Below are 25,851 nucleotides of genomic sequence, written 5' to 3'. Positions count from 1 at the left end.
AAGGGAATGTAAGGTGGAAAATACACTTAAGGTTTATAGCTCAAATCGTGCTTTAATGCAAAATCTTAGCCCAAATGAGCTACTTTCTCCATATATGATGATAGGGGAGTTTTTCTCACAGCTCATTATTGTTGAAGGGTATAGGGCATTGCCTAAGGCTATGCGTTTGCCTTTGGGTATGGCGATTTTAAAAGAATGTGCTAGGGAGCTTGTGGGGGCAAAACTCATTTTTGAAGAGAGTTTTTTAGGATTTTTAGAAACTTCAAATTTTTTATTTGCTTTTTTTGATGAGTTAGCCCAAGCTAGAGTGTCGGTAAAGCAGATTCCATCTGTGGATATTTATGGGGATTATGCGGATCATTTAGCATTGCTTGAAAAGATTGAATCTCGCTATAAGCAGCGTTTAGAAGAGCTAAAGTTTTATGATGGATTTATTTTGCCAAGTGGTGCGAAGATTACTCTTAATGAAGCTTTTATCAAGCATTTTAGCGGGATTGAGCTTTTTATTGAGGGTGTGATAAATCCAAGACATCAAGAGATTTTATCTCAAGTGGCGGATTCTGTGCCTATCAAGGTGCATTTTTGGCTTGATGATTATAATAAAGCTTTAAACTTTTTGCCTTTAGATATATTGCGACATTGTCAAACATATCATCGGTATGTGGTGGATTATAAAAGCGGGGAGATTCTAGAATCTGCTCCTTTAAAGATATGTGAAAAGATTGATACATATAGCTTTGGGCTTGGTATTTCTCAAGTGGCGTTGGTGTTTGCTAAGATTGGGGAGTGGATAAAAGCAGGTGTGAGTGAAGAGGATATTGTCATCATTGTGCCAAATGAGAGCTTTTCAAAATACCTTTCTTTGCTTGATAAGGGGCATAACTTTAATTTTGCTATGGGGAAAGATATAAGGCTAAGTGCGGCTTATAAGCGTTTAGAAGAGCTATTGCAAGAGTGTGCGGAAAATGCTTTGGATATGGGTTTAGATTCTGAATCTAGTCTTAAGTCTATGGGGGCTAAAAGCTATGTCCAAATATGTGAGATGATTCAAAATGCTATTGCCCCTTGTGATGATAGGCAGAGTAAAAAGGTGCGAGAATATGTTGGGGAGTTACTCTTTATATGGGGTGGCTTAAATCTTAGTGCTTGTGAGCTAGGCGATATTCTCTCTTTTTTGCTAGAAGAGTTAGCACAAAAAAGTATTGATGATATTCACGGCGGGAAAATACGCGTTATGGGTGTGCTTGAATCTCGTGGCTTTGCGTATAAAAAGGCAGTGATTGTGGATTGTAATAAAGATGTGATTCCAAATGTGAGTGAGAATGATTTATTTTTAAACTCAAGGCTTAGAAGTGCGTTAAAAATGCCAACGCTTAGGGATAAGGAGCAGTTGCAGAAGCATTATTATTATGGGGTTTTTAGCACAGCGAATGAAGTGGCGGTAGCCTTTGTGGAAAATGAGGATAAACAGGCTAGTCCTTTGCTAGATGAACTAGCCCAAAAGACAAAAGTATCCTACTATAATGGCGATTTGCTTTTCTCTCTTTTGCCACAGGGCAGGAAATTAGCATATTGTGAGGATAAATTTTTTGGGAAAATGCCAGAGGTTTTAACGCCAAGCAGGTTAAAAGTCTTTTTAGACTGCCCGCGGAAGTATTATTACATTTATATAGAGCAAATGAGTGGGGCAGGAAGCGATAATGCGAGTTTGGGAAATGCCCTGCATCAATGTTTAGAATCTGTCTATCAGCCTTATGTTGGCAAAAATTTGCGTTTAGATATGAGCGAGATTGTAAGCAATACTGAATCTTGGCTTGATGATTTTAGTCTAAAGGCTGAAAGTGCGTTAAGTCGTGCGGAAATTGAGCTGCTTAAATGTGAGCTAAGGAAATTTTTCACTCAAGCAAATTTAAGCGAAAAGCAAAGTGAAATTGAGATTTTGCAGCTAGAGGGGCAAAATATGAACTTAGAGCTTAAAGGTTTTAGCTTTTATATGCGTCCTGATAGGATTCAAAGGGTGGGGGAAATTGTAGAGATTATAGACTATAAGTATCGCAGGAATTTTGATACAAAACACGATATGGCAAATGACTTTGCGATGAATTTGTATGATTTTGCTTTTAAGCAAAGCAATAGTGTGTATAAGAATCTGCCTATTTGCTTGTATTATTGGGATATACGCGGTGGTGTGCAGAAAAGTGAGCTACAAGAAAAGGGCGAAAAATTGCTTGAAAAACTTACAGAGCTACAAGGCGAGATTGAATTTAGCAAGGCTGAAAGCAGGAAGCCCTGCCGTTATTGTGAGTTTGTGGATTTATGTGATAGGTAGGATTCTAGCTTTTCTTTGAGTGCTTGATAGACGAGCTTATGTCCAAAGGCTGATAGATGATGCCCATCTCTTATAGTGATTTGCCCTGTGTTATATCCTGTATAGGGATTAAGGATTTCAAAATGCTTTTGGGTGGCACATTGAGCCAAAATGTTATTGTAAAGCTCAATGTCTTGTTGAATGGCATAGACTTTTGATATAAGAAATTCTCCGGGTGGGGCAATTGCAATCCATAGAATTTTTGCATTAGGATTGGCTTTGTAAATATCATCGCAAATACTTATGACATTGCGATAAAAGTTTGCGGGAGATACATAATGGTAATGGTATAAACGCGTGAGTTTAAGCCTAAAAGTAGAGGTAAAGTTTTTATAGAGCTTACCGAGAATAGGCAAAGATTCAATACGCCATTCTAAGCCCCTTTTCATAATGCGTCTGCTTGCATCTACGACACCAGATTGAATGATGACAAAATCTGATTTTTGATAAAGAAGCAAATCTATTTTATCATTAAGCATATCTTGTGTATGCAAACCGCGTTTAGCAAAGAAGTATGTTATCACCCCCCCCCCAGCTATTTGCTTAATATTATTAGAATCTTGCATTAAGTGGCATAAAAAAAGATCTATCCAAGTTTGCTCCCTAGGTGTGCAGTCTCTAGCCATACCTAAAGAATCTGTAATAATCGTTAATCGTTTCATTTTTCACTCCTATTATATCCCAAGCATTGTTTGCAGAGATGATGTTGCGGGAAGATTCCATATTGTTGCATTTGTCTAATTTCTTCAAAGGCTTGAGAATGATAGAGGTCTAAAAAATCGTGTGTAAGCAATGATCCAAAATTAATAGAATCAAAATAATCCTTGCAACATAAAATGAGAGAGCAATCAGAGTTTATCCATATTTCATTAAAAGGGATAAAACAAAGGGGTTTTTGGAGTGGTTGAGCTGTGGAAAATTGTAAGGGAGAAAAATATTGTGTGGGAGAAAAATGCCGTTTATGCGGAGTTTCTTCTATCCCCCCCCCCCGTAGAAATATACTCTTTTTGTGTAAGAGTGCACTGGTATGGGAGAATATTGTCAATAAAAATGGAATCTTCCCCAAAAATTTTCTTAAAAGCATCTTGTGGATTTTGCGTATTGCAAGGTGTTAAAACGGAGCTAATAAGCAGTTTGAGATATGGATATTTTTCTTTTTTAAGTTTAAGAAGTGTAGAGAAATTTTGAATAACCCTATCAAAATCATCACGATTATGCACTTTTTTATAATTTTTAGAATCCACTGCATTAATGGAAAATTTTATAGAATCTAGTCCAGATTCTATAAGAGATACAGTGCGAGATTCATTCATTAAGGCTCCATTTGAGCTGATATAAATATATGGAATATTGTAAATATTTTTACAATGGCTGATGATAGATTCTAAATCATTGTTTAAAAGCACTTCACCTTTTGCTGATAGCCCTAACTCATCAGTTTCAACATATTGCAAAACATTATCCATAGCTTTTACAAAATCAGCATAACTTGTTTTTGCTTTCTTGGTGCGTTTATCTGGGTTTGAGCAAAAATCACAGGCGTGATTGCAAAATGTGCAGACATCAAAGTTTATTTTTCTTTTGAGTTTCATTTTCTCTCCTCTATTGTGTTTGGGGGTGCTATTATAACCACTTTTGTGCGATTTTTGTTAAAGAGGCGGTGTTATCACTTGCGAAAAATTGAAGTGATTTGAGTGGATATTGTGTGCGAAGCTGCAAATGCGTTTCTAAATACTCCACAATCGCCTCGCCTGAATGGATAAGCACACTTTGATTGTTAAAATACGCACTCAAAGCATCTGCGATAAGCGGAAAATGTGTGCAGCCTAGGATAATGCCTTTTGGTGGATTGGTGAAATTACTAAAATAGTAATCAAACACGCTTTCAAGCACCGCTCCTTCAAGCAAACCCTCTTCAACAAGTGGCACGAAAAGTCCAGTAGCAAGGCTTTTAAGATTCCAAAAACCTATTTTTCTTAGGCGTGTCTCATATTCCCCAGAATTAATCGTGGCACGAGTGGCTAAAATAAGGATTTCTGAATCTGTGTCTTTGAGCTTATTTTGCACGGCTAAGACTCCGGGCTCAATCACGCCAACGATTGGAATCTTGCTGTGTTTTTGCATTTCTTCCAATGCATAGGCACTCACGGTATTGCACGCAACGATGAGAATATCAATATTATGGGGCTTAAAAAAATCTAATGCTTCTAGGGAAAAGCGGATAATAGTTTGCTTATCTTTCACACCATAAGGCACACGAGCTGTATCACCATAGTAAATAATCTCATCAAAAAGTTTTGCATTAATAAGACTTTTTAAAACGCTTAAGCCCCCAATACCGCTGTCAAAAACCCCTGTTCGCATCTATTTTCCTTAAACTACTCTTGCATCATATTTAAAAACTCTTCATTGTCCTTTGTTTGCTTCATTTTTGAATAAATAAAGCTAAGTGCTTCTACATCGTCCATTGTGTGCATTACATTGCGTAGCATCCACACTTTTGTGAGATTATCTTTGCCAAGTAGCAAGTCATCTTTTCGCGTTCCGCTTTTAAGCACATCAAAGGCTGGGTAGATTCTGCGATCAGCAATATTTCGTGCTAAGACGATTTCGCTATTACCTGTGCCTTTAAACTCTTCAAAAATCACTTCGTCCATTCTAGAGCCTGTCTCAATAAGGGCTGTAGCGATGATGGTAAGGCTTCCGCCTTGCTCTATATTTCTAGCTGCACCAAAAAATCGCTTAGGCTTATGCAAAGCATTGGCATCAACCCCACCGCTTAGCACCTTACCACTTGAAGGTGTAGCGGCATTATACGCACGAGCAAGACGCGTGATAGAATCTAGTAAAATCACCACATCTTTACCCATTTCAACCTTTCGCTTGGCAGATTCAATAACTAAATCAGCTACGCGGATATGATTTGTCGCTGGCATATCAAAAGTAGAGCTAAACACCTGCCCTTTGACGCTCCGCTCCATATCAGTTACTTCTTCGGGTCGCTCATCAACGAGCAAAACCATAAGTTCAACTTCGGGGTGATTTTTCGCAATGCCGTGGGCTAACTCTTTCATAAGCTCCGTTTTTCCTGTGCGAGGAGGGGCTACAATAAGCGCTCTCTGCCCCTTGCCTATGGGGCTAAAGAGATCTAGCATTCTACCTGTAACTTTGCTAGATTCATATTCAAGCTTGAGCTGCTCTTGTGGGAATAGGGGGGTGAGATTATCAAAAAGAGGGCGGTTTTTATTCTCTTCAAGCGACATATAATTAATGGCTTCAATCTTTAAAAGTGCATAATATCGCTCCTGATCTTTTGGGGCGCGCACCTGTCCGGTTACAATATCGCCATTACGCAAGGCGAAGCGGCGGATTTGAGATTGTGAAACATAAGTGTCATTTTGAGAATCTGCAAGACTTTCTGTCAAAGCACGCAAAAAGCCATAGCCTTCATTTGTAATTTCTAAAATCCCTGAAAAAAGGATATATCCGCCTTGATTGACTTGATTTTTTAGAATCTCAAAGATGAGATCTTGTCGGCGATAATCACTAGGATTTTCAACCTTGACTTCTTCAGCGATGCTAATAAGTTGTTTAATGCTTTTTGTGCGGAGCTCTTCTAGCTGATAGCCTTCCACAGGTGTGTGAGTTCGTTTGTGTTCTGCCATAAATGTCCTTAAAGAATTTTGTTAAGAAATTGAGAAGTTGCAAAATTAGATTCTAAATCTTAAGAGATTGCATAGATGAAATGAAACGCTGATTGTATTAAAAACTTTGCTTGGAGTCAAGGGTTAGAATCTTTTAGGGCGTTATTTTTGGCATTTTGGTCTAAATCGGGGTGAATCTTATAGACTTTATTTTTGATTTTGATAAGAATGCCCGTGTCAATGAGCTGCTTAAAAGTCTTAACAATGGTGGGTTTGCTGACATTAAGATGAGCGATAATATCTTCATACGAGCCATAAAAGATATTATCTTTATCGCAATGGGAGAGCAAAAATTGAATAATGGCGATTTTCTTTCCGCCCACAAATGTAGAGATAGCATTAATCAGCAGATTCTTAGAGGCAATCTCATCAGCTTGTAAAAATGGCAAAATCGCCTTATCAAGTGCGTGGAGTAACTCTTCTACATTAATGGGCTTAAGAATATAACCATCAACGCGTAGTCTTATGGCATCAAGGAGATATTTTGTTTCAGTATGTGCGGTGGTAATGACAACAGGGACATCGGGGTGAGTGCTTGAAGTGCGTATAGCATCAATAAGTTCAATACCATTCATCTTTGGCATAAGAATATCAGTGATGACTAAATCAACCTTGTGGAGTTTAAAAAGATTGAGTGCTTCTTGTCCATTTTTTGCCACAAGCAAACGCCCGACATAATCTTCAAGCACCAAGCTTGTGAGATTAGCCGTGTCATTATCATCTTCTGCGTATAAAATAGTGAGTTTGCTAAGTGCGTTTAGATTCATAACTAATCCTTTTGTAATGGTATGTTTATGCTAAATTCAGCCCCAAAATATTCCTTATTCCTAGAATCTTTATTGCGTTCAAAATCCCCATTAGACCAATGGGTGTTAGCTACATTGATTGTGCCATTAAATTGACGCTCTATGATTTGCTTTGCCATATACAGTCCAACGCCCGTGCCAACGGACTTATGCTTGGTGGTAAAATAAGGCTCAAAGACTTTTGATTTATCCTCTAGGTGAATCCCCCCTGCATTGTCTTTCACACAAAGTGCGACATTATACCCTACCTTATCTAATGAAATCGCTATGAGTGGGCTAAAGTCTTTTTCGCCCTCTTTATTTTCCATAGTCAGTTTGAGTGCGTCAATGGCGTTGTTAATAAGGATTAAAATCACTTGTGTGAATGAGTTTTGAAAACCATCAATGCTTAAGTCCTTTTCACTCTCTTCAATACACACTTTCACTTCAATGGAGCTTTCAATCAGTTGAGCTTTAAGCAATTCCACAGAATCCCAAATACTTGAAGAGAGCGTAAAAGGCTCTGTCTTATTCTCTGGGCGGAAAAAATTGCGGAAGTTTTCAATAGTATTTGACATCTCTGTGGCGATTTTCATACCATATTGCGTTTGTGTTAGGACAAACTCATCATCTAGCTTTTTTTGCATAGCCTTGCTTTTAAAGCTTTGTATCAGCACCATCAGGGAGTTAAGCGGTTGCCGCCACTGATGAGCGATATTTTGAATCATCTCCCCCATAGAAGCAAGTCTAGCTTGTTGATACATAATCAAATCTTTTTTGCGATTTTGCTCTACTTCGTAATCTATGGACTTTTGGAGATTCTCATTAAGGTTTTGTAGCTCTTGGGTTTTTTCCTGCACGAGTTGCTCTAATGTGAGATGATTGATATTAATGGATTGGCGGATAGATAGGGCAAGAATGATGATTGTTGTGATGACAATAAACATAAAGATTGCCAAAATGATAAAGGTGTTTTGATAGAGTGAATCTGTGATATATTTGTTGTATAGGGCAATGTCAAATGCGAGTAGAATCTGCTCTTCTAGCAGGGAAGGAATGCTATGACTATCATTTGTAATAAAGGCTTTGTCAATAGATTCTAAAATGGTATTTTCTTTAGCAAGAAGTGTTTGAATCTGTGTGTAGTGGCTGGGCTTAAAGGTTTTAGCATACCATTCTCGCAAATGTGTAGTAGCTAAATTTTGATTTTTTGTAAGATTATACATTTTGTATTGTTCCCACATTTCAAGGAGTTGTGGAATCTTGTCATTTGGCTTGTATGGGTCGTAATTTTTATTAAGCAGTATGAGTGAGTGGATATTGCGATTTTGTGGTGAGTTTGTATCAAACTCGCTTTTTAACCCAATGAGTGTAAGCAGCCCCACACTTGCCACTAAAGCAAAACCAACTATAATAATCCACACAAGGATTGTCGTTTGCGTGTGAAAGGAGGTTTTGTTAATAAAATGTGTGAATATATTTCTCATTGTGAATCCTTATACCAGTTCTTTACCATTTGCAATTGCATCGCCTAAAGCGTGGCAAAGCAAGTCATATTGCAAAAAAATTTCTCTATTTTTCTTAAAAGTGTAATTAATGCGTTGTTTGAGTTCTTCTTTAGATTCTAAAAGCTTGATATACTCATTATTTAAGCCCACAAACTCTTTTTGCAGCTCTTCAGTGGTGTTTAGAATCTGTGATTTTTTAAGAATAAGGGCATTTATTTCTTCACTTAGCGTATCAATCTGCTCTTTTGGTGCTTTTTGATTAACAAGCAAACGCAGGGCTTGATTTTTAGATTCTAAGTCATTTTTGCAATATTCAGCTTTGGTGTGAGATTCTTTTAAACTTAGCTCGTGCTGGTTGCTTGTGCGGGTGATATTCTCAATCTGTTTATCAATATTATCACTTTGTTGTTGCATTTTTTGTATGTCAAACTCTATATTAAGCTTACTTTTTAGGGCTTGTTGTATGAGATTTATAGTCCAAGGATTTCCATTACTATCAATGATAAGTGGCTTTTTTAGAATCTGCCCTTTAAGCTCAAGTGAGCCGCCATTATAAAACTCAATAAATTTAATAGCATTAGCGTTATTTTTGCTACAAAGCTCTAAAAGCTCTTTTGCCACCACTTCAAACATCACATTAGTATATTTATGTGCTAGATTCATACAATAAATGCTTTTTGCTAGTGAATCTATATGGTTTATAGCAAGATTTTCTATATAAAGTCGCAATTTTTGAATCGCAAAAAAGCTAAAGCGTTTATTGAACTCAAGATTATCTATGCGTGAGAGATGTATGTCATTTTGTAAAATCATCAAGGTATTTTGCACGATGATAGTGTGCATATCGCTTGAAAGCAAGGCATTATCTAAAATCTTTTTATCTTCATTGCTTAAGACATTAATGTGGGCGTTGCTATTAATCTTGCGGATTTCATTGTTGATTTTTACCTTTTCATAATCAAAGGTAAAAAGCTTAATCTCTCCATCTTTAAAAAAAAGTGCGTCCCTAGCCTGTATGCCAAAGACATTTCTTAGAGCGATTTTGATTAGCTCTCTTTGTGTGTTTCTCTGCACATCAAAGCTAGATTCCACAAAGTCAAACAACTCTTTAAAATCCTGTTTTGTCAGTTCGCCTTGCTTGATTTTCTCCTGTGTATAAAGGGCTTTGTGGGTTTTTAAAAACTCGCAGATAGAATCTACATAGATATTATACTTTTTGTTTTTAATATGCGTGATGATATGGAGTGTGTTTTTATCATAATGCACAAACGCCCCCAAGCCACATTGATGATAAAAATGCAAAATCGCCATTCTTATTTCATTTTCTGTAAGCTGTGGATTTTCGCCGCTTTGCTTTTGCCAAAGGGATTCTAGGCTTTTTTGGGCATTGTCTTTGGCAAGTTTAATGTCTAAAGTTTTAAAACTTTGGTGCAGAATATCTAGGGTTTGATTGTATAAAGAAGTAATCATTTTGAATCTTTATTACTTTTAAAAGAGCGTGAAAGAGCATTTTCTATCTGTTCTTTTGGAGCGTTTTGAAAGGCGTGGAATGAGCCAAAATAATCTAAAAGTTGTTTAATTTGAGCCTTGCTATAAGAGCTATCCATATCACTTCCTTTTTGAATCTGAATCTTGTGTATGTCTTTTTGCTTTTTGTTGCGATGATAAGTGATAGCATATCTATGCACTTCATCGCGGAGCTTTTGGCAGAATTGTAGTCTTTTATCGTTTGTGCTAAGTTTAAACTCCGCATTTTGTGTGCGTAAAATATCAAGGGCATTGCCTTTAGCGCGATAGGCTTTGGCATTATATTTCATTTTGGCAATGGCGATAATATCTACATTTGCCCCCACACTTTTTAGAATGTCAAGTGCTAGGTTGATTTGAGCCTTGCCCCCATCAAGTAGCCATAAATCTGGTGGCGGATTGGATTCAAATTTTTTTGCCCTGCGTGTTAGCATTTCACTCATTTGAGAGTATTCATCACTGCTATGAAGCTCAAAGCGTCTGTAAGCACTGCGGATAAACTCGCCATTTTCATACACTACCATTCCGCCTACATTGTGGCTTCCGCTATGATGAGAGGTGTCAAAGATCTCTATCCTATAAGGCACTTGAGAGAGATTGCATAAATCTTTTAGAGCGTATAAAGTGGTGTTTTCATTTTGGGCGTTCTTTTGCTCTTTGGTATGCAAAGTTAGGATTTCTTGGGCGTTCTTTTTAGCAAGTTGCAAAAGGTTATATTTTGTGCCTTTTTGTGGTTGGGTGATTTTGAGATGACTTTGTGTTTGGGCTTGCAAAATCTTTTGTAAATCATCTTTTTCATCTTTGTCTTGGAAGTCAAAATGCGGGATAAGAATCTCCTTTGGTGGCAAGGGAAGAGGGGTTTTATAGTGATTAAGTAAGGCTTGGGTGTAGAGTTGGGCTAGGTTTTGGCTGTGAATCTCTTGGTGGATAAATGAAAAATCACTTGAGACAATGCGTCCATTGCGGATAAAAAGCATCATAAGGATATGATTTTGCCCTGCTGAATCAAGCAAGAAAATATCATAATCTCCGCTCATAATATCAATAATAGATTGGGTTTTTAGTGTTTTTAGCTTTTGGATTCTATCTCGTATCTTTGCTGCCTCTTCAAATTGTAGATTGTGTGAGAGTATCTGCATTTTAGATTCTAAAATCTCTATAAGTCCTTTTCTATCATCTATAAACGCCTTTGCTTGTGTAATATACTCTGCATATTGACTTTGAGAGATTTTATTTTCACAAGGGGCAGGGCATTTATGAATCTGATGAAATATACACGCCTTTTTGCCTTTAAGGCAGGATTTTTTCTGCACAAGGGGCAGGGCATCATAGAGACTATCAAGCAGCTCTCTAGCTCCACTCACAAAAGGACCAAAATACTCAATATGCTTACTTTGTAGCGCCTTGCGAGTGATTTCAAATCGTGGAAAAGTAGCAGAAGTATCAATATAAATATAAGGATAAGTTTTATCATCACGCAAAAGAATATTATACTTTGGCTTTAGGCTTTTGATAAGGGAGTTTTCAAGGATAAGGGCATCTTCTTGGCTTTGTGTAAGTAAAGTGTGAATCTTAGCCACTTGGGATACCATAAGGGCTATTCTTTGGCTAAGGTTAGCCTTTGGCGTGATGATGTCATTATGGATAGAAAAATAGCTTTTTATGCGATTTTTTAGATTTTTAGCCTTGCCGACATAGAGCAAGTTATCATCTTTATCAAAATATTGGTAGATTCCGGGCTGTGTAGGGAGATTTTGCAGGGTAAAAAGCAGACTATATATTGATGTTTTGGATATTTTGTGAATGTTTTTATGCTTTGGCATTTTGTGCTTCCCATTGGCGTTTTATCCCAACCCGAAGTGCTTCAAACTTCTCATAAATCTGCGGATTTTTGGCGTGGTTTATAAACTCGCCTTTTGCGTGTTCGCGGTAGATTTGCACGCTTTTTTGTGGGGGCTTTGGGCTAAGGATATGAGAAGGCACATAGGCGTGTATTTTTTGGATAGAAGCAAGGCTGGGGAAACGCTCTTTATATTGCTTTAAACTCTCTATTATAAATTTATGCTTATAATGATTAAATTCTAGGCACAACGCCTTATGCTTAAAAGCAAAAAGCAATTGATTGTTTTTAGGCACAATGAATAGAATCTGCTCTCGCTCTAGCGGAGTAAGAAAGGCATTTTTAAAACGCGTAATTTCACTTTGGGCTTCAAGCTTTTGGTGCAAAAGTGGAAATTCTCGTTTTATATGGGAGAGTAAATGATACATCGTTTTAGTTCTTATTTCAGCTTTCATAGGCTGATTGTAGCATATTTGATATTTATTTTTGCTTGTGGGTTTGTGGGCTGTGGATACAAGGCAGATCCTTTTTATAAAGATTTTAAAGCAGATTCTAAAATAGAGCAAGATTCTATTCCACAAGAGCTTGAATCTGAATCTAAAAAGAAAGTGCTATTCCAAGAGATAGGCTCTAAGCCTTCAGCAAGTTATGAAGAAGATGAGGAATAAATGAGCCAACAATATGATGTGATTATCATCGGTGCTGGTGTGGCTGGGCTATATTGTGCTAGGCATTTACCCCCGCATTTAAAGGTGCTGATTCTGTGTAAAGCTCAACCTTGGGAGTGTAATACCTTTTACGCACAAGGTGGCATTACTATTCCAAAAGATAAGCAAGATGAAGCCCTACATATACAAGATACGCTTTCAGCCGGTGGCTGGGTGAATAATAGGGAGTGCGTTGAGATTCTAAGCCAACATAGCAATGTGATTTTACAGGAGCTTATCCAAAGTGGCTTTATACTTGATAGAGATGATAAGGGGCAGTTACTTTATGCTAAAGAAGGGGGGCATTCCTGCTCTAGAATCGTGCATTCAGGTGGGGACGCCACAGGGAGAAATCTCCACACGCACCTTATAGGCAAACTTCAAGCGACATTGTGGAAAAATGCTGAAGTGGTGGATTTACTCATTGAAGAAGATAAATGCTATGGGGTATGTGTGCAAAGTAAGTTTGGTTTGCAAAATCTTTACGCACATCAGGTGGTTATCGCAAGTGGTGGCGTTGGGGGGCTTTTTAAATACCATACCAATGCTTATACCATTAGCAGTGATTTGCATGGCATTATTTTAGAGCATAATTTAGCTCTGCAAGATATGGAAATGTTGCAATTCCATCCCACAGCCTATGTCAGCAACCCACAAGCGAGAAAATACCTTATATCCGAAGCGGTGAGAGGTGAAGGCGGTGTGATTGTAGATAAAGATAATAAGAGATTTTTGTTTGCCTATGATGAGCGAGGCGAGCTTGCTCCGCGAGATATTGTGGCAAGGGGGATAATGGATTATTGCTCCACACAAAAAAAATCAGCTTTTTTAGATGCGAGTGCTTTTAGTGAAGTAGATTTTAAAACGCGTTTCCCAAATATTTACCGCGATTTAAGCACAAATAAACTCTCTCTACCTAAGCAAAAGATTCCCATATCTCCAGCGTTTCACTATTCTATGGGTGGAATCTTAGTAGATTCACAAGGGTTAGTCAAAGGTATGAGTAATCTCTATGCGGTGGGGGAATGTGCGTGTAATGGGCTGCACGGAGCAAACCGCCTTGCGTCTAATTCACTTTTAGAAGGGCTTGTTTTTGGCAAAAGAGTTGCGGAATATATCGCAGGGCATTCTATCCAAAATCCCATTCGGCATTTTCCGCTATGTGAAGAAGTCTTACAAAAAGAGGGCGATGTCCGGCTTAAGAATGTGCTACGGGAGATTATGTGGGATAAGGTTGGGATTATCCGCTCACAAAGTGGGCTAGATTCAGCTCTAGGTGGCGTTGAGGTAATGCTAGAATCTAATATTGGGCGTATGCTACGACTACGATTGCTTGTAGCTAAAAAAATCATAGAATCTGCCAAAGCACGCAAGGAAAGCAAAGGCGCACATTATAGGCTTGATTAAAGTTATGCCAGATTCTATGAGTTTGGCTCTACTTCTATCATCTCAACCCCTGCACCTTTAAGGAGCTTTTGGATACTCTCACTTTTACTTGCTATGCCTTGTGTGCCGTTGTATTTTGTCATCACTTCATCGCTGAAAGTTTTTTGCAAGGTGTTAATATTTTTGCCAAGTTTCTCAAGTGCGTTTTCAAATCGCTCAATATAAACAAAAAGCTTTTGAATCTCATTAAAAATCTTATCAATATTCTTATTGCGATGTTCAAATTGCCATAGATTGTGGATAATGCGAAGCACTGCCATAATGGTTGTGGGTGAAACAAGCACCACACCTTTTTGATATGCCTTATCATACAAGCTCATATCATACTGCATAGCTTCTAAAAATGCCCCTTCAATTGGCACAAACATCAGCACAAAATCAAGCTTTTGCCCCTGCAAATGTTGCTGATAATTTTTTCCGCTCAACGCATTGATATGGCTTTGGATAGAAAGGGCAAGTTCCTTTCTGGCTTGAATCCTGCCCTCTTCATTTTCTGCATTACATAATCGTTCATAGGCTATAAGCGAAGTTTTTGAATCTACCACAACGCACCGCTCCACTTCATTATGCTTAGGGAGCTTGATAATCGCATCTGGGCGGAGCAAATTGGAGCTATCATCATACAAAGTTTGTTGAATCTCATATTCTCGCCCTTGTTGCAATCCGCTATTTTCTAACACTCTTTGGAGTATCACCTCTCCCCAATTTCCCTGCGTTTTATTCTCACCCTTTAAAGCATTTGTAAGATTATGTGCGTCAGTTGAGAGCTGAAGATTGAGCTTATGAAGTTGGTGAATCTGCGTCTCTAGGCTTGTGTGTTGCTTGAGATTTGTCTCATAATTGAGTGAAAGCTGTTTTGTGAAACGCTGTATCTCTTCACGCAAGGGCTGGAGAGAGAGCATTTGGCTTTGATTAAAGCTTTGTGTATTTTGAGCTAGAATATCCGCACTCAAAGCCTTAAAGGCATTTTGCAATTCTTGCTTATTTTGTTCTTTTAGTCGCTCTTGCTCATTTTGTGTGTAAATAAACTGCTCTTTAAGATGCTCTAGCATTGCTTGGGAATGGGCTTTTTCTTCAAATAGGGCGTTTTGATACATTTGCTGCATATCTTGTAGGCGTTGGCTCATTTGGGATTGTAAAATCTCTTGCTCGTTGTGTGCGTTTTGGAGAGCTAGATTTGCTTGTAATAACTGCTCTTTGTATTGCTCAAGTGTAAGATTATATGAAGATTCTAGCTTTTTAATGCGGCGTGTGTGCCATACATAAAGCCCAAAGCACACACATAGACTCATAATCCCAAAGCTTAAGGCAATATTCATATTTTTCCCTTAGTTCTGTCTGTGAAAATCACCACTTTTGCCTCCACGCTTAGATTCAAGCTTAATTTCACTTATACTCATAGATTTGTCAATAGCCTTTAGCATATCATAGATGGTTAAAAGCCCGATACTCACACCTGTGATCGCTTCCATTTCCACGCCCGTTTTGCCTTCACATTTCACAAGCACCCCAAGCTTAATGGAGTAAGAGCTAGAATCTGGGTTAATATCAACATTCACCTTGCTTAACATTAGCGGGTGGCACATAGGGATTAGCTCACTTGTTTTTTTACTCCCCATAATAGCGGCAATTATGGCAGTCTGCGTGATAGATCCCTTTTTGCCCCTGTCGTTGATAGCTGCTTCAAAGGCTTCCTTACTCATACTGATAATGCCACTTGCATAAGCCTCTCTTTGGCTTATTTCCTTTGGACTGACATCTACCATTGTGGGGTTGTTATGTTCGTTTAAATGTGTGAGCTGCATAAGATTCCTTTTGTATTCTCTTTAGGCTTTTGGGCGGAATATAGTGATATTCTCCGCATTTGCGTGAATGTATCCTGCCTCAATCAAATCAAGGCAGTAAGGCACAGCAGGAAAGACTGCTTCAAGGCATTCTTTTATACTTTTTGGTTTGCCCGGGAGATTGATAATTAAAGACTTTCCGCGTATCCCAGCACTTTGACGCGATAAAATCGCTGTGGGGACATATTGCAAACTCACACTTCGCATAAGCTCACCAAATCCGGGAAGCATTTTTTGACATACCGATTCTGTGGCTTCGGGCGTTACATCTCGTTTTGCGGGTCCTGTGCCACCTGTGGTTACAATCAAATCACAACCCTGCTTATCACTCAAATCTTTGAGATAAGATTCTATGAGCCTTTGCTCATCAGCGATGATATGGTAGCAAAACTCGCAAGGATTAAGGATAAAGCTTTTTAGCACTTCTTGTATTGCTTTGCCCGATTCATCTTCGTAAATTCCTTGATAGGCTCTATCGCTTGAGACAAGCACACCGATTTTTATTGTTTGCATTGTGTATCCTTTGTTGTAGATTGTAAAATAAAGTTTGCAATTTGTGCCACATCATTAAGATTGAGTGTGGGGATATGACTTGGCACGATGTTAGCATTACTCACACTCTCATCTATGGCAAAAGCGTCCGCATAGGGAATATAAGTAGATTCTACACCCTCCCTTGCAACAACAATGCGTTTAAAAGGCAGAGTTTTAAGCCCTTCAATAAAAATAAAATCATAATCCTTAAAAAGCTCCATAGTTTTATAAAAGGCTTGAATGTCGGTAGAATCTTGTGAATCTACGCTTTCATTTTTTGTCTGCAAAATAGTGCGTGTAGGCGAGATAAGAGCCACCGCATCGGCAGTTTGAAAGAATTTATATGAATCCTTACCCTGTGTGTCAAAAATTGCCTTATCCTTTGGGTCGTGCTTGAAAATAGCTACCTTTGCTCCCCTTGCCTTAAAATACTCACTTAATTTACAAATAAGCGTCGTCTTGCCACTATTGCTTTTCCCGCTAAAGGCAAAAATAATGGGCTTAGAATCTACCTGCATAAGATTCCACTTCCTTTGAGGGCTTTGCTTCTCTCTTTGGCATAGATTCTTTTGTGATTGATAACATCATATTTCCAAATGGGTGCATTAGCCTTAAAATCCTCTATCAGCTCCGCATACAGACTAAGAGCTACCTTGCGATGAGATGAGATAATGCCACACATAAAAGAGCTTTTCCCACAAGGCACATCGCCTATGCTGTGAGCCATACACACATAAGCCCCCATATTATGGGCTTTTTCCTGCCACGAGTGAAACCATTTCTCTAGTAAGGGTTTATAAATATCAAAGCTAAGGGCTTCTATATCACTAGAATCTAGAAACTGCGTCATCTTTTCAGCAATTTCAAGGGAGTTTGCTTCTTGCGCATCGGCACTACCGCTTAGGTAGCTTCTCGCACAAGAATCGGCACAACCCTTGAAATTATCTAAAAATATTTCCGCAGTCGGCGTTTTGGGGTTTTGAGATTTTAGATGTTGCTCTTTTCGCACGATACCACTAAAAATGCTTACTGCTCCGCAATTTTTGCTTTGAGCTAGAGCTTCCCATTGTGTGTAAAGCTCACCTGTTGGCAATGCTCCGTGATATAAACTTAGCATTATCCACCACACACTGGAGGGAGCAAAGCTATTCTATCGCCATCACACAATGGGTGGGATAGAGATTCAATAATCTCATCATTAACCGCCACTGCACTTATTGCAAGCCATTGTTGCAGAGCAGAATCTTTACTTAAAATCTCTTTTAACTCTTGTAATGTGTTTGCTTCTAGCTCAACAGGGGGGATATGGCTCATCGGTCCCAAAAATTCAACTTTTACCATATAAACACTCCTTTTGCTTGGGATTTTACACAAGATTCTATATAAGATGATGAAGAAACATCACTTGCACCACTGCACCTTTGGGTAAATCACTGCCATTTTCTTCTAAAATCGCAAGGGCAGTGTTGTGGGTAAGATTATTCACCATTGAGCTTTGCAGGGATTTTTTCTTTGCAAAACTCACACTGAGTTTGCCATTATGTGAGAACACTTCACACGCACGAAATTCTAATCTGGAATCACTGCGTTTGCACTCTTCAAGCAAAGTCGCTTCAAATGTTGCTTCAATATGTGGGGGCTTGTGGATTCTATTTTGCAAACGAGCAAGTAAGGTGGTGCCAAAAAGCAAAAAAGTTACCGCAGAGGAATTTGGAAAGCCCGGTAGTCCTAGAATCAGCGTTTTATTAGCCACACCAAAGGCAACAGGTTTGCCCGGCTTCAATCTCACGCCTTTAAAGTGAATCTGGCTCAATTCCTGCATTATCTCTTGTGTGTAGTCATAATCCCCAGCACTCATACCGCCGGTGGTAAGGAGCATATCGCATTCCTTTAACGCTTGAATGTAAGCAGTTTTTATCATCTCTTTATCATCTTTGATGATGGGATAAATGATAGGCTCTTGCCCCATTTGTAAAAGCAGAGATTCTAAAAGATGTGTATTGACACTTCGCACAACATTGTGATGTGGGCTATCTTGCCCCACTTCAATGATTTCATCGCCCACGCATAAGATTCCAACCTTTGCCTTTTGATACACTTGCACAAAGCTTTGATTAAGCTCTGCTAACAAGCCTACTTCAAATGCACCGATTTTATCGCCCTGACGGAGCAGAATCTCGCCCTCTTTATAATTATCGCCAACTTGGCGTATCCATTGGGATTTGCGGATAGAATCTAGCGGGGCATTTAAAAATATCTTATTATTTTCAAGCGTGATATACTCCACAATGATAAGCGTATCAGCATTAAGTGGCATTACAGATCCGGTGAAAGTCTTTATCGCGTGGGCTTTTTGGAGCGTTGGGCGGGTGGGATTCCCAGCTTTATTTGGTGGCAGGATAGTAAGTCCTTGCTTGGAGAGTAGCTCTAAATCCTCAAACATCATCGCATAGCCGTCCATCGCAGCGGTAGGGTAGGCTGGGACATTGCAAGGGGCTTGTACATCTTGGGCTAAGATTCTATTTAGGGCATTTTTAAAATGCACTTGCTGTGTGCCAAGCGGCTCTATGGGGATTGAATCTAGGATATGCAAGGCTTCTTTGTAGCTAATAAGTTTAGGATAGTTTGCCATTTTCTATAATCCTTAGAGTAGATGTCCAAGCTTTTGCTTTTTAACTTCAAGGTAGGCTTTGTTGTGGGGATTGCAAGGGGTGATAATGCTATGCCGCACAACCTTTGCATAAGGCTCTAAGGCGTGAATCTTGCGTGGATTGTTGGTAAGAAGATTAATCTCTGTAATGTTAAAATGCTTAAAAATCTCGCCTACAATCTCATAGCTTCGCATATCGCCTTCAAAGCCAAGCTTTTGATTTGCCTCCACTGTGTCATAGCCCATATCTTGCAAAGCGTAAGCATTAATCTTATTGAATAGCCCTATCCCTCGCCCTTCCTGTCGCAAGTAAATCAGCACACCGCCCTCTTCACTTTGAGCGATTTTCTCCATTGCTAAAGCTAATTCATTACCACAATCGCATTTTTGTGAGCCAAAGACATCGCCAGTTAGGCATTCGGAGTGGATTCTCACTAGGGGAGTTTTGCTAAGATTCTGTGTAAAAACGATAAGATGTTCTTTTGTTGTAGAATCTGCAAGATACTCGCGAAAACTGATTGTGAGAAAATCCCCAAAACGCGTTGGGAGCTTAGCTTGATTGGAAATATCATATTTCATCATTTATTATCCTTTTTTGATCTTGTGTAAGATAGGTGAATTTGAAAGAGCGATTCTAAAATGTTTTGATTAATCATAAGTGATTTTTCTTTTTCAAACGCCAATAAAGCAAATATCCGCCTCCACAGATAATTACAAAGCCTAGCGTGTAAAGTCCTGCTTGTTTGACAAGCCCTTTAAGCTCTAGCTCTTGTGGGCTTGGTGTGCGTGAAGTAAAGGCGTGGATAATAGAATCTACACTTATGCCTGTGTCAAAAAGCACCCCAGCATAATAGCCGATGATGGTTAGGATAATCACCCAAATACCCGCACCAAGCGAAGTATAAAGGCAAAATTTTGCTAGATTCATTTTGGCTAGTCCAGCGGGCAAAGAGATATATTGCCTAACAACCGTGATCAATCGCCCTATAAATGTGCTGATAGGTCCGTGCTTTGTGAAAAAATCTTCCATTTTCTGCATAGTAGATTCAGTGAAAAAGAAGTATTTGCCATAGCGGATAAGAAAATCTCTCCCAAATTTTAATGCCAAGTAGTAGTTAAATAATGCCCCAGCTAAAGAGCCTAAAATCCCGCATAGCACAACGATAATAGCATTCATCTCGCCTGTATAGACTAAATATCCAGCAGGTATCATCACCACTTCGGAGGGGAAGGGAAAGAAGCTAGATTCTAAAAACATCATAAGGAAAATCCCAACATATCCAAGTGTGCCTACAATCTCAACAATACCGCCTATAATGCTACCAAGTATCTCGCCCATTTTTGCTCCCTTAAATTAAAGTTATCAAATCAAATTGCATTGTGATTATTTTAGTTTGATATAATGCCATAATTTTTTTTACAGAATCTAGCCAACGCTAAGTGTTTATTAAGGCTAGGCGTGAAGAGTGTAATGCTAAAGGAGTGGAATGAAGGAGCTGTTTCAAGGGGCGGTGAAGTTTAGAGAGGAGGATTTCAACGAGCATAAAGAGCTGTATGAGAGCCTTAAAAAACACCAAGAGCCACATACGCTTCTTATCACCTGCACAGATTCACGCGTTGTGCCAAATTTGATAACAAACTCTTTACCCGGGGATTTATTCGTCATACGCAATATGGGGAATCTTGTGCCACCATATTTGGGGAAAAACAAAGGCATACGCGATGGGTATTTAGCAACGACTTCCGCCATAGAATATGCTTTGGTGATTTTGGGTATTAAGAATGTCATTATTTGCGGACATAGTGATTGTGGGGCTTGTTCGGCGATTTATGAGCCACTAGAAAAGCTTGAGAATGCACCCTATGTCCAAAAATGGATAGAGCTTTTAGAGCCGGTAAAACAAAAGGTAGATGCCCTAAAGCCAAATTCCAAAGCAAAACGCACTTGGCTTATGGAGCAGATGAATATAGAACATCAGCTTGAGAATCTAATGACTTATCCTTTTGTGGAGGAGCGGTTTGATAGGGGGGATTTAAATGTGTATGGGTGGTATTACATCATAGAAACAGGTGAGATTCTAAACTACAATATGATAAAGCGAGAGTTTAAGACAATAAATCAAATTAAAAAGGAGAGCGTATAATGGAGCGTATGATAATAATGAGCGGACCTTGCGTGATTGAAAGCATTGAGGGGCTAAATGCCGTAGCTGAAGCCTTAAAGCCTTTAGCGGAGAATCCACAGATTGACTTTTATTTCAAAGCGAGTTTTGATAAGGCAAACCGCACGAGTTTAGAATCTTATCGCGGACCGGGCTTAGAAAAGGGATTGGCGATGTTGCAAGAGATTAAAACTAAATTTGGTTATAAGATTCTTACAGATATACACGAGAGTTATCAAGCAGGTGCGATTGCTGAAGTGGCGGATATTATACAGATTCCAGCGTTTTTGTGTCGGCAGACGGATTTGATTGTAGCGGTTGCAAAGACGGATTGTATTGTGAATATCAAAAAAGGGCAGTTTATGAATCCTGCGGATATGCAACATAGTGTGCTAAAAGCCATCAAAACGCGTGGAGGCTCACAGGCGACTTATGAACAAGCAAAGGAATATAGAATTTGGCTCACAGAGCGGGGCAGCAGCTTTGGCTATGGGAATCTTGTGGTAGATATGCGTTCATTAGTGATTATGCGTTCTTTTGCACCGGTGATTTTTGATGCGACACATAGTGTGCAAATGCCCGGGGCAGCTGGTGGCAAAAGTGGTGGCGATAGCTCATTTGTGCCTTATCTTGCTAGGGCGGCTGCGGCAGTTGGCGTTGATGGCTTTTTTATGGAGACACATCTCAATCCCAAAGAAGCATTAAGTGATGGACCAAATATGGTGCAGACAAATGCCTTGCTTCCGCTCATAGATGAGCTACAAAAGATTACTAATCTCACACAAAAGGAGTGCAAATGAATGTGATAGAGGGCAAACTACAACTTATGGGGAGTGAAAAAATCGCCATTATCAGCTCTAGATTCAATCATCTTATTACCGATAGGCTTGTTGAGGGGGCAAAGGACTGCTTTTTACGACACGGAGGCAGAGATGATTTACTTGATTTAATCCTTGTGCCCGGAGCGTATGAGATTCCATTTGCGTTACAAAAAGTGCTTTCTCAAGGTGAATATGATGGAATCTGCTGTCTTGGTGCGGTGATTCGCGGATCAACACCACATTTTGATTATGTCTCTGCTGAAGCGACAAAGGGCATTGCTAATGTTACGCTTAAATATGGCGCACCTGTAACCTTTGGTGTTTTGACCACAGATAGCATTGAGCAAGCTATTGAACGAGCGGGGACAAAGGCAGGAAATAAAGGCTTTGAATCTATGGCAGGGCTTATTGAGCTTGTGAATCTGTATAGAAAAATCGGGGCTTAAGACTTATGGCTACTCGCACGCAGGCACGAGAGGCGGTTATTGGAATGCTGTATGCCTATGACTTGGGGAATAAGGATATTTTAGACATTGCGCGTTCTATGTTTGAAGAGAAAAAGATTAAAAATAAACAACAAGATTTTGCATTTTTGCTTTTGCAAGGTGCGATTACAAATCTACAAAGCATTGATGAAGCGATTATCCCTTATCTTAAGGAGTGGGATTTCTCTAGGCTTGGGGGAATGGAAAAGGCAGTGCTGCGACTTGGGGCGTATGAGATTCTCTATACGGATACAGATTCTCCTGTGGTGATTAATGAAGCTATTGAGCTTGGCAAGATGTATGGTGGGGAGGATAATACGCCACGTTTTTTAAATGGTGTGCTTGATGCGTTGAGTAAGGCTCATAGGCAAATGAGCAAGGAAGCACAAGATTCTAAAATAGAATTTACAAGTTTAGATTCTCTCTCACAAAATGCAAATAAAGATAAAGGCAGAGATAAATGAAGCTCTGTATTGCCCTTGATAATGAAAATTTGCAAGAAAACCTTTGCTTATTAGAATCTTTACGCACCCTTTCATCATCGCAAAAGCAAGATATTTGGCTCAAAATTGGGCTAAGGAGCTTTATTCGTGATGGTGTGAGCGGATTAGAATCTATTAAAAAATATGGTGCGTATAAAATCTTTTTAGATTTGAAACTCTATGATATTCCAAATACAATGCTTGATGCGATTATTGAAGTCCAAAAGCTTGGCGTTGATATGCTGACAATCCATACAAGCTGTGGGTTAAGAGCTATGAAAGAAATCGCTAGATTAAAAGAAAAGTATCAAATGCCCCTTATTATTGGTGTGAGTGCTTTGACAAGCTTTGATGATGATGAATTTATGGAAGTGTATAATGCCCCTGTATTTTCTCATACACTTAAACTTGCGAGTTTAGCCTACAAGGCGGGGATTGATGGTGTGGTGTGTTCTACTTATGAAAGTTTAGCTATTAAGCAACGCACAGATTCTAGCTTTCTTACTATCACACCAGCAATCCGTCCATTCGGGGAAAATGTGGGGGATCAAAAGCGTGTGGCGACCTTGCGTGATGCGTTAGATTGCAAAAGTGATCTTGCCGTGATTGGACGCCCTATTTATAAGGCAGATAAGCCCATAGAAGTGGTGCAAGATATTTTAAAGGCGATGAATGGAAGTATGTAGAGATAGGCGGTCTTTGCGGGAGTTTCGCAGTAGGCTAGAGGGTAGTGTAGGCTTTGTGGCGACTATGGGGGCATTGCATAAAGGGCATTTAAGCTTGATTGAAAAGTCATTACAGGAAAATAAGCATACAATCATATCTATCTTTGTGAATCCTACGCAATTTGGGGAGAATGAAGACTTTGGGAGCTACCCTCGCACTTTGGAAGCTGACTTGGCATTATGTAAAAAAGCAGGGGTGAGTGCGGTATTTACCCCAAGTGTGGAAGATATGTATAGCACAGATGAAATTACTTTTAATCCCCCAAAAAATATGGGCTATATTTTAGAGGGCTTTGATAGACCGACACATTTTGCTGGGGTTATTGCTGTGGTGCTAAAGCTTTTTATGTTGGTTCAGCCTTATAGGGCGTATTTTGGGCAAAAGGACGCACAACAGGTGCTGATTTTACAAAAAATGGTGCGAGATTTGTTTTTGAATCTTGAGATTGTGCCTTGTGAGATTATGCGCGATGATGATGGCTTGGCTCTAAGCTCACGCAATATTTATTTGAGCCAAAAGGAGCGAGAGACTGCTCTATGTATCCCACGCACGATTGCTTTAGTGAAAAAGGAAATTGACAATGGCGAAGTAAAAGTGGATAAGCTTAAAACCCTTGCATTAGAATCTTTAACACAGAGTGAAACTACACTTTTTTATGCGGATTTTTTTAATAGAGAGCTTAAACCCATTGCAATGATAGAAAAGCAAAAAAGTATTTTTTTAATCGCACTCAAAGTTGGCAAAACGCGTTTGTTAGATAATCTGTGGATATAGGAAAAATATGAAAAAAATAGTTTTAAGCGTAATGCTTTGCGGAAGTGTATGGGGGTATGCGTGGGGATATGATAGTATTGATGAAGCCTTAGAAAATGGAATCTCAAGCGGTGATATTACCCTATATGGCAATTACACAAATGGCACAAAAAATCAAGGCAACAATAAAGGCAAAAATGATTTTAGTGAATCTGGCTATATGGTAGGCAGTGTGGGCTTAGCCTACCACTCGGCGTTTTATAAGTATTTGCGTGTGGCGGTGAGCTTTAGGGCAGTGGGTGTGGCGTATGAAAATGATACAGATTCTATCTGGGGAGCTGAGAATTTAACGAATAATCCAAATCGCTATGGCAAGGGCGATGCTTCTAGGGATTTTTATATGAATGATCGCACGATGCTAGGGCAAAGCTATGTAGAATATTTTGATGGAAATACGAGTATTAAGGCTGGGCGTATTTTTGCAGATTCTGAATGGGCAGATAGGCTTGTAGATGGTGTGTGGCTGCGGAATCGCTCCTTGCCAAATGCACTGATTGAGGGCTTGTGGGTAAAAAATAGTGGCTATGTGCAGTATAATAAAATGACAGGCTTTTATGATGTGAATCCGCACAATAGCCTTGGGCTGACACAAATGAGCTTCAAATATCATATTGGCGAAGTGATGAGTGTGAAATTTTATGGTATTGCTAATCCAAGTATGTTTTATGCCACAGGTGTGAAAGCCTCTGCACGATATGAGGCTTCAAAGTCTTATATCGGTTTGAGCGGACATTTTGCCACGAGCTTTGAGCAAACCTATGGTGTGCAAAAAGGCAAAGAGGGCAATGGCTACAACACAGATGTGAAGGTTTATGTAGGCGTGAAAGATATGGCAGAAGTGAGCGGAGGCTATATCGGCAGTGGAAGTAATGTCGGCTGGGGGTCTCTCAATACGCTTGGTAATAGTGTCAGTCCATTTTTTATGTGGGGCGGGAGAGCCCTGCTTGAAGGCGTAGATTCGAATGTATGGTATGGCAAGGTGATGTTTGCCATTGATAGAGTGAGTTTTGCGGTGGTGTATGGTAGCACGAAGTTTAGGGGAATGTCTATGATAAATGATCCACTAAAGCCTTATGATAGGGTGAATGAAGTAAATTTTCTACTTGATTTTGGATTTACAGAGCATTTTAGTGGTATTGTGAATGTCCTTAACACACACGGTGGCTCACAGTTATACTATCCACATATGACAAATGTGAATCTAGGTATGAAATTGGCATTTTGAGAAATTGATTGAAGGGAGCAGTATGGATAAAATATATAAAATTTGGCATATAACAAAGGCTAGATTCAATAGTCTGCGGGGGGGGGGGGCGCAAAACTAAAAGCATAAGTCTTTTACATATCATACTCTATTCTGTTAGGGTAGTGTGGCGTAGGGTTTTTACCCCGTATGCCGACATTGCCCGACACGATTTTAAGCAATATCGCCTTATGTCAATTATAGCG

29 protein-coding genes are annotated in these 25,851 nt (G+C 39.2%); 10 read left to right on the top strand and 19 right to left on the bottom strand.

The annotated features are described in order from the left end of the window. Nucleotides 1–13: 13 nt before the first annotated feature. Nucleotides 14–2,329, top strand: a complete 2,316-nt coding sequence (locus HCCG_RS07240) for a PD-(D/E)XK nuclease family protein (RefSeq protein WP_230197919.1) — start codon at nucleotides 14–16, stop codon at nucleotides 2,327–2,329. Here HCCG_RS07240 and HCCG_RS07235 read toward each other — a convergent pair. The 10 genes from HCCG_RS07235 to HCCG_RS07195 all read right to left on the bottom strand — a co-directional run bounded on the left by HCCG_RS07235 (nucleotide 2,296) and on the right by HCCG_RS07195 (nucleotide 12,160). Then, a complete protein-coding gene (locus HCCG_RS07235) occupies nucleotides 2,296–3,030 on the bottom strand; it encodes an SGNH/GDSL hydrolase family protein (RefSeq protein WP_002956825.1) in 735 nt (244 codons plus the stop codon). The two genes, HCCG_RS07240 and HCCG_RS07235, sit on opposite strands and share 34 nt — an antisense overlap. Further along, nucleotides 3,027–3,413 (bottom strand): SPASM domain-containing protein, encoded by a 387-nt coding sequence (locus HCCG_RS12585; RefSeq protein WP_230197918.1) that lies wholly within the window; start codon nucleotides 3,411–3,413, stop codon nucleotides 3,027–3,029. Before HCCG_RS12585 ends, HCCG_RS07235 begins: the two co-directional genes overlap by 4 nt. After that, nucleotides 3,328–3,960, bottom strand: coding sequence for a radical SAM protein (locus HCCG_RS07230; RefSeq protein ID WP_002956823.1), 633 nt, complete (start codon nucleotides 3,958–3,960; stop codon nucleotides 3,328–3,330). The genes HCCG_RS12585 and HCCG_RS07230 overlap by 86 nt, the downstream gene beginning before the upstream one ends. A 31-nt stretch (nucleotides 3,961–3,991) precedes the next feature. Further along, nucleotides 3,992–4,732, bottom strand: coding sequence for a glutamate racemase (gene murI / locus HCCG_RS07225; protein WP_002956822.1), 741 nt, complete (start codon nucleotides 4,730–4,732; stop codon nucleotides 3,992–3,994). A 14-nt stretch (nucleotides 4,733–4,746) separates the two neighbouring features. Next, on the bottom strand, nucleotides 4,747–6,033 hold the full coding sequence (gene rho, locus HCCG_RS07220) for a transcription termination factor Rho (RefSeq protein ID WP_002956821.1): 1,287 nt from the start codon (nucleotides 6,031–6,033) through the stop codon (nucleotides 4,747–4,749). Between the two features lie 116 nt (nucleotides 6,034–6,149). Beyond that, nucleotides 6,150–6,839, bottom strand: coding sequence for a response regulator (locus tag HCCG_RS07215; protein WP_002956820.1), 690 nt, complete (start codon nucleotides 6,837–6,839; stop codon nucleotides 6,150–6,152). Nucleotides 6,840–6,841: 2 nt separating this feature from the next. Then, nucleotides 6,842–8,344, bottom strand: a complete 1,503-nt coding sequence (locus HCCG_RS07210) for a sensor histidine kinase (RefSeq protein WP_002956819.1) — start codon at nucleotides 8,342–8,344, stop codon at nucleotides 6,842–6,844. 9 nt (nucleotides 8,345–8,353) lie between these two features. Beyond that, nucleotides 8,354–9,835, bottom strand: coding sequence for a hypothetical protein (locus tag HCCG_RS07205; protein WP_014666647.1), 1,482 nt, complete (start codon nucleotides 9,833–9,835; stop codon nucleotides 8,354–8,356). Further along, on the bottom strand, nucleotides 9,832–11,673 hold the full coding sequence (uvrC, locus tag HCCG_RS07200) for an excinuclease ABC subunit UvrC (RefSeq protein ID WP_172618405.1): 1,842 nt from the start codon (nucleotides 11,671–11,673) through the stop codon (nucleotides 9,832–9,834). The genes HCCG_RS07205 and uvrC overlap by 4 nt, the downstream gene beginning before the upstream one ends. 28 nt (nucleotides 11,674–11,701) lie before the next feature. Continuing rightward, entirely contained in the window at nucleotides 11,702–12,160 is a 459-nt protein-coding gene (locus tag HCCG_RS07195) for a hypothetical protein (RefSeq protein ID WP_002956816.1), read from the bottom strand. Between HCCG_RS07195 and HCCG_RS07190 the strand changes: the two genes are divergently transcribed. Together HCCG_RS07190 and nadB are read left to right on the top strand one after the other, a co-directional pair. After that, nucleotides 12,152–12,400, top strand: coding sequence for a hypothetical protein (locus HCCG_RS07190; RefSeq protein WP_002956815.1), 249 nt, complete (start codon nucleotides 12,152–12,154; stop codon nucleotides 12,398–12,400). The two genes, HCCG_RS07195 and HCCG_RS07190, sit on opposite strands and share 9 nt — an antisense overlap. Then, complete coding sequence (gene nadB / locus HCCG_RS07185) at nucleotides 12,401–13,846, top strand: L-aspartate oxidase (RefSeq protein WP_002956814.1); 1,446 nt, start codon at nucleotides 12,401–12,403, stop codon at nucleotides 13,844–13,846. It abuts the gene before it with no gap. 14 nt (nucleotides 13,847–13,860) lie between these two features. Here the strand turns inward: nadB and HCCG_RS07180 are convergent, their stop codons facing one another. The 9 genes from HCCG_RS07180 to HCCG_RS07140 form a co-directional block, all read right to left on the bottom strand. After that, on the bottom strand, nucleotides 13,861–15,204 hold the full coding sequence (locus HCCG_RS07180) for a DNA recombination protein RmuC (RefSeq protein ID WP_002956812.1): 1,344 nt from the start codon (nucleotides 15,202–15,204) through the stop codon (nucleotides 13,861–13,863). A gap of 9 nt (nucleotides 15,205–15,213) precedes the next feature. After that, entirely contained in the window at nucleotides 15,214–15,690 is a 477-nt protein-coding gene (gene moaC / locus HCCG_RS07175; protein WP_002956810.1) for a cyclic pyranopterin monophosphate synthase MoaC, read from the bottom strand. Between the two features lie 21 nt (nucleotides 15,691–15,711). Continuing rightward, nucleotides 15,712–16,242: a molybdopterin adenylyltransferase gene (mog, locus tag HCCG_RS07170; protein ID WP_014666653.1), complete on the bottom strand. Its 531-nt coding sequence runs from the start codon at nucleotides 16,240–16,242 to the stop codon at nucleotides 15,712–15,714. After that, nucleotides 16,230–16,781, bottom strand: coding sequence for a molybdopterin-guanine dinucleotide biosynthesis protein B (mobB, locus tag HCCG_RS07165; RefSeq protein WP_002956808.1), 552 nt, complete (start codon nucleotides 16,779–16,781; stop codon nucleotides 16,230–16,232). Before mobB ends, mog begins: the two co-directional genes overlap by 13 nt. Beyond that, the gene (locus tag HCCG_RS13050) at nucleotides 16,772–17,380 is read right to left on the bottom strand and encodes a molybdopterin synthase catalytic subunit (protein WP_014667548.1); all 609 of its coding nucleotides are present in this window, start codon (nucleotides 17,378–17,380) and stop codon (nucleotides 16,772–16,774) included. The genes mobB and HCCG_RS13050 overlap by 10 nt, the downstream gene beginning before the upstream one ends. Continuing rightward, the gene (locus HCCG_RS07155) at nucleotides 17,380–17,604 is read right to left on the bottom strand and encodes a MoaD/ThiS family protein (protein WP_002956806.1); all 225 of its coding nucleotides are present in this window, start codon (nucleotides 17,602–17,604) and stop codon (nucleotides 17,380–17,382) included. The genes HCCG_RS13050 and HCCG_RS07155 overlap by 1 nt, the downstream gene beginning before the upstream one ends. Before the next feature lie 37 nt (nucleotides 17,605–17,641). Next, the gene (locus HCCG_RS07150) at nucleotides 17,642–18,895 is read right to left on the bottom strand and encodes a molybdopterin molybdotransferase MoeA (protein ID WP_002956805.1); all 1,254 of its coding nucleotides are present in this window, start codon (nucleotides 18,893–18,895) and stop codon (nucleotides 17,642–17,644) included. Between the two features lie 12 nt (nucleotides 18,896–18,907). Then, nucleotides 18,908–19,495 (bottom strand): GTP cyclohydrolase II, encoded by a 588-nt coding sequence (gene ribA / locus HCCG_RS07145; protein WP_014666656.1) that lies wholly within the window; start codon nucleotides 19,493–19,495, stop codon nucleotides 18,908–18,910. Nucleotides 19,496–19,565: 70 nt separating this feature from the next. Next, entirely contained in the window at nucleotides 19,566–20,252 is a 687-nt protein-coding gene (locus tag HCCG_RS07140; RefSeq protein WP_015453520.1) for a DedA family protein, read from the bottom strand. A 148-nt stretch (nucleotides 20,253–20,400) separates the two neighbouring features. Between HCCG_RS07140 and HCCG_RS07135 the strand changes: the two genes are divergently transcribed. From HCCG_RS07135 to HCCG_RS07105, 7 genes are read left to right on the top strand one after another with little or no spacing between them, the layout of a single operon-like run. Beyond that, a complete protein-coding gene (locus HCCG_RS07135) occupies nucleotides 20,401–21,057 on the top strand; it encodes a carbonic anhydrase (RefSeq protein WP_002956802.1) in 657 nt (218 codons plus the stop codon). Then, nucleotides 21,057–21,875, top strand: a complete 819-nt coding sequence (gene kdsA / locus HCCG_RS07130) for a 3-deoxy-8-phosphooctulonate synthase (RefSeq protein WP_014666659.1) — start codon at nucleotides 21,057–21,059, stop codon at nucleotides 21,873–21,875. Before HCCG_RS07135 ends, kdsA begins: the two co-directional genes overlap by 1 nt. Further along, a complete protein-coding gene (gene ribH / locus HCCG_RS07125; RefSeq protein ID WP_002956800.1) occupies nucleotides 21,872–22,342 on the top strand; it encodes a 6,7-dimethyl-8-ribityllumazine synthase in 471 nt (156 codons plus the stop codon). Before kdsA ends, ribH begins: the two co-directional genes overlap by 4 nt. A 5-nt stretch (nucleotides 22,343–22,347) precedes the next feature. Beyond that, nucleotides 22,348–22,845, top strand: coding sequence for a transcription antitermination factor NusB (nusB, locus tag HCCG_RS07120; protein ID WP_002956799.1), 498 nt, complete (start codon nucleotides 22,348–22,350; stop codon nucleotides 22,843–22,845). Beyond that, entirely contained in the window at nucleotides 22,842–23,549 is a 708-nt protein-coding gene (pyrF, locus tag HCCG_RS07115) for an orotidine-5'-phosphate decarboxylase (protein ID WP_002956798.1), read from the top strand. The genes nusB and pyrF overlap by 4 nt, the downstream gene beginning before the upstream one ends. Then, nucleotides 23,536–24,363, top strand: a complete 828-nt coding sequence (gene panC / locus HCCG_RS07110) for a pantoate--beta-alanine ligase (protein ID WP_002956797.1) — start codon at nucleotides 23,536–23,538, stop codon at nucleotides 24,361–24,363. The genes pyrF and panC overlap by 14 nt, the downstream gene beginning before the upstream one ends. Nucleotides 24,364–24,370: 7 nt before the next feature. Further along, entirely contained in the window at nucleotides 24,371–25,627 is a 1,257-nt protein-coding gene (locus tag HCCG_RS07105; RefSeq protein WP_014666662.1) for an Opr family porin, read from the top strand. Nucleotides 25,628–25,851: the final 224 nt, after the last annotated feature.

This window comes from Helicobacter cinaedi CCUG 18818 = ATCC BAA-847 (assembly GCF_000155475.1).
Taxonomy (GTDB): Bacteria; Campylobacterota; Campylobacteria; order Campylobacterales; family Helicobacteraceae; genus Helicobacter_C; species Helicobacter_C cinaedi.
Note: the sequence above shows the minus strand (reverse complement) of the source record. Positions and strands in the feature narration are given on the sequence as shown.